Raw genomic sequence first — 3,370 nt, forward strand, 5'->3', positions numbered from 1 at the left:
TGATTCAGCTGCTTTAACGTTTACTTGAGTAACGGTAATGTTGTTTATAGTTGATGTAACTTGATTTTGCACCGAACCAATGTCGGCTCTGATTTGATCAAGATTTGTTATAGCTGTTTCAGCTATATCCATCACAGCCATAGCGCCTTTAAGTGTAGTCACACCTGCTGTTTCATCTTTTACTCCAAAAACACTTGTTTTCATAGTTGCAAACTGAGATAAGTTAGAACCACTTGAAAAACCTGAGCCTGCAGAAACATTATATACCTTAGAAAGTTGCGAAGTAGCTGAAATAGCTATAGCGTTTGCAAAACCTGTAGAATAATTTTTATTGCTACCTACAGAAAAACCTGAACCTGAAGAAAATCCACTTCCTGCGCTACTCATATAAGCGCTAACAGAAGAAAAACCAGCTAATATAATTCCTTTGTTTGCAGAACCAAATCCCATAGCATCAGCGATATTAGCATCAAGCTGTCCTTTTGACTCTCTTAAAGAAACAGAAGTCTGAGAGATAAAATTATTCGCTCCAAAACCTGCAAAAGAAAGACCTGTACCGCTGATTAAAATATCCTTACCATCATTTTTAACTAAAGATAAACGACCATAATTTTCCGTCATATTTGGATTGATAAAAGCACCTCTACCAATACTTCCTTCGATTTTAATCCCTCTACCTTCTCTTGAAGTAAGTAAAAGCTGTCCATTAGCATCGATTGAAGCTTCAACTCCGGTAGTATCTTTAACCGAATTGATTGCAGAAACTAAGGCTCCATTGGCATCACCATCTTTGTAATCTACTTTACCTATAGTTACCCCATTGATAGCAAAAGTATCTGAAGTAGATCCTTCTCTAACTGCTGATATACCTCTAGTTTCTACTGTAAAAGTAGCTCTAACACCTGTTTTATCAGCACTTTTATTGATCTCATCTGCTAAGGCTCCAAGTCCTGTTCCAACTGAAGTTGAAATCACAACTTTTTGAAATTTAAAATCATCTATACCATTGTAATTTTTAAGAGTAAATTCCACTTCACCACCAGATGTAATTCTTCCTCCTGTTTCAAAGCGTGTTAAACCTATCTTAGAAGATTGAGTTGCTCCTATAGTAGCTTTTATAGTTTGATTTGAACTAGCACCGATTTGAAATTCTTGATTGATAAAATTTCCACTTAAAAGTTGCTTACCGTTAAATGAAGTAGTATTTGCGATATTGTCAAGTTCTTCCATTAAACGGTTGATATCTGCTTGAAGCATGGTTCTTGTTTTTAGACTTTGTCCATCTTGAGCCGCTTGAGTTGCCTTAGTTTTAATTGTATCTAAGATTTTAAGTTGCTCATCCATAGCCTTATCAGCAGTTTGTAAGATACCTATAGCATCATTACCATTGTTGATAGCTTGACCTAAAGTATTAGCTTGAGATCTTAAACTGTCTGCTATCGCCATCCCTGAAGCATCATCTGCTGCGGAGTTGATTCTAAGACCTGAACTAAGTCTGCTTAAAGACTTATCCAGTTCTCTAGCATTAACAACTGAATTTGCATGTGCGTTTAATGCACCGATGTTAGTGTTTATCCTAAAACCCATTTTAAATCCTTTCAAAATATTGCATCGAAAAGATTAAAGCAAAAAGTGTTCCAAGTTTTAGTTTAATTAAAAATTTTAGAGTTTAAAATAAAAAAGCCTAGTTCTAAACTAGGCTTGGATTTGTATATATTGCAGCTTTTGTAAACTACTGTAGTAATCTTAAAACATTTTGCTGAACAGAATTAGCCTGTGCCATGGCATAAGAGCCACTTTGAGCTAAGATATTTGCTTTAGAGTAGTTTGCACTCTCGGCTGCAAAGTCTACATCACGGATTTGTGATTCAGCTGCTTTAACGTTTACTTGAGTAACGGTAATGTTGTTTATAGTTGATGTAACTTGATTTTGCACCGAACCAATGTCGGCTCTGATTTGATCAAGATTTGTTATAGCTGTTTCAGCTATATCCATCACAGCCATAGCGCCTTTAAGTGTAGTCACACCTGCTGTTTCATCTTTTACTCCAAAAACACTTGTTTTCATAGTTGCAAACTGAGATAAGTTAGAACCACTTGAAAAACCTGAGCCTGCAGAAACATTATATACCTTAGAAAGTTGCGAAGTAGCTGAAATAGCTATAGCGTTTGCAAAACCTGTAGAATAATTTTTATTGCTACCTACAGAAAAACCTGAACCTGAAGAAAATCCACTTCCTGCGCTACTCATATAAGCGCTAACAGAAGAAAAACCAGCTAATATAATTCCTTTGTTTGCAGAACCAAATCCCATAGCATCAGCGATATTAGCATCAAGCTGTCCTTTTGACTCTCTTAAAGAAACAGAAGTCTGAGAGATAAAATTATTCGCTCCAAAACCTGCAAAAGAAAGACCTGTACCGCTGATTAAAATATCCTTACCATCATTTTTAACTAAAGATAAACGACCATAATTTTCCGTCATATTTGGATTGATAAAAGCACCTCTACCAATACTTCCTTCGATTTTAATCCCTCTACCTTCTCTTGAAGTAAGTAAAAGCTGTCCATTAGCATCGATTGAAGCTTCAACTCCGGTAGTATCTTTAACCGAATTGATTGCAGAAACTAAGGCTCCATTGGCATCACCATCTTTGTAATCTACTTTACCTATAGTTACCCCATTGATAGCAAAAGTATCTGAAGTAGATCCTTCTCTAACTGCTGATATACCTCTAGTTTCTACTGTAAAAGTAGCTCTAACACCTGTTTTATCAGCACTTTTATTGATCTCATCTGCTAAGGCTCCAAGTCCTGTTCCAACTGAAGTTGAAATCACAACTTTTTGAAATTTAAAATCATCTATACCATTGTAATTTTTAAGAGTAAATTCCACTTCACCACCAGATGTAATTCTTCCTCCTGTTTCAAAGCGTGTTAAACCTATCTTAGAAGATTGAGTTGCTCCTATAGTAGCTTTTATAGTTTGATTTGAACTAGCACCGATTTGAAATTCTTGATTGATAAAATTTCCACTTAAAAGTTGCTTACCGTTAAATGAAGTAGTATTTGCGATATTGTCAAGTTCTTCCATTAAACGGTTGATATCTGCTTGAAGCATGGTTCTTGTTTTTAGACTTTGTCCATCTTGAGCCGCTTGAGTTGCCTTAGTTTTAATTGTATCTAAGATTTTAAGTTGCTCATCCATAGCCTTATCAGCAGTTTGTAAGATACCTATAGCATCATTACCATTGTTGATAGCTTGACCTAAAGTATTAGCTTGAGATCTTAAACTGTCTGCTATCGCCATCCCTGAAGCATCATCTGCTGCGGAGTTGATTCTAAGACCTGAACTAAGTCTGCTTAAAGA

The 3,370-nt window shown here is 35.8% G+C and carries 2 protein-coding genes; both read right to left on the reverse strand.

Annotation, left to right across the window (positions count from 1 at the left end; all coding sequences use genetic code 11):
- Positions 1–1,587 (reverse strand): flagellin A (locus BGS43_RS09105; RefSeq protein WP_096569491.1); only part of this gene is annotated, 1,587 nt, incomplete at its 3' end.
- Between the two features lie 145 nt (positions 1,588–1,732).
- On the reverse strand, positions 1,733–3,370 hold a 1,638-nt coding region (locus tag BGS43_RS09110; protein ID WP_096569494.1), incomplete at its 5' end, for a flagellin A.

Origin of the sequence: Campylobacter sp. 110 (assembly GCF_002383965.1) — a bacterium.
GTDB classification, from domain to species: domain Bacteria; phylum Campylobacterota; class Campylobacteria; order Campylobacterales; family Campylobacteraceae; genus Campylobacter_D; species Campylobacter_D coli.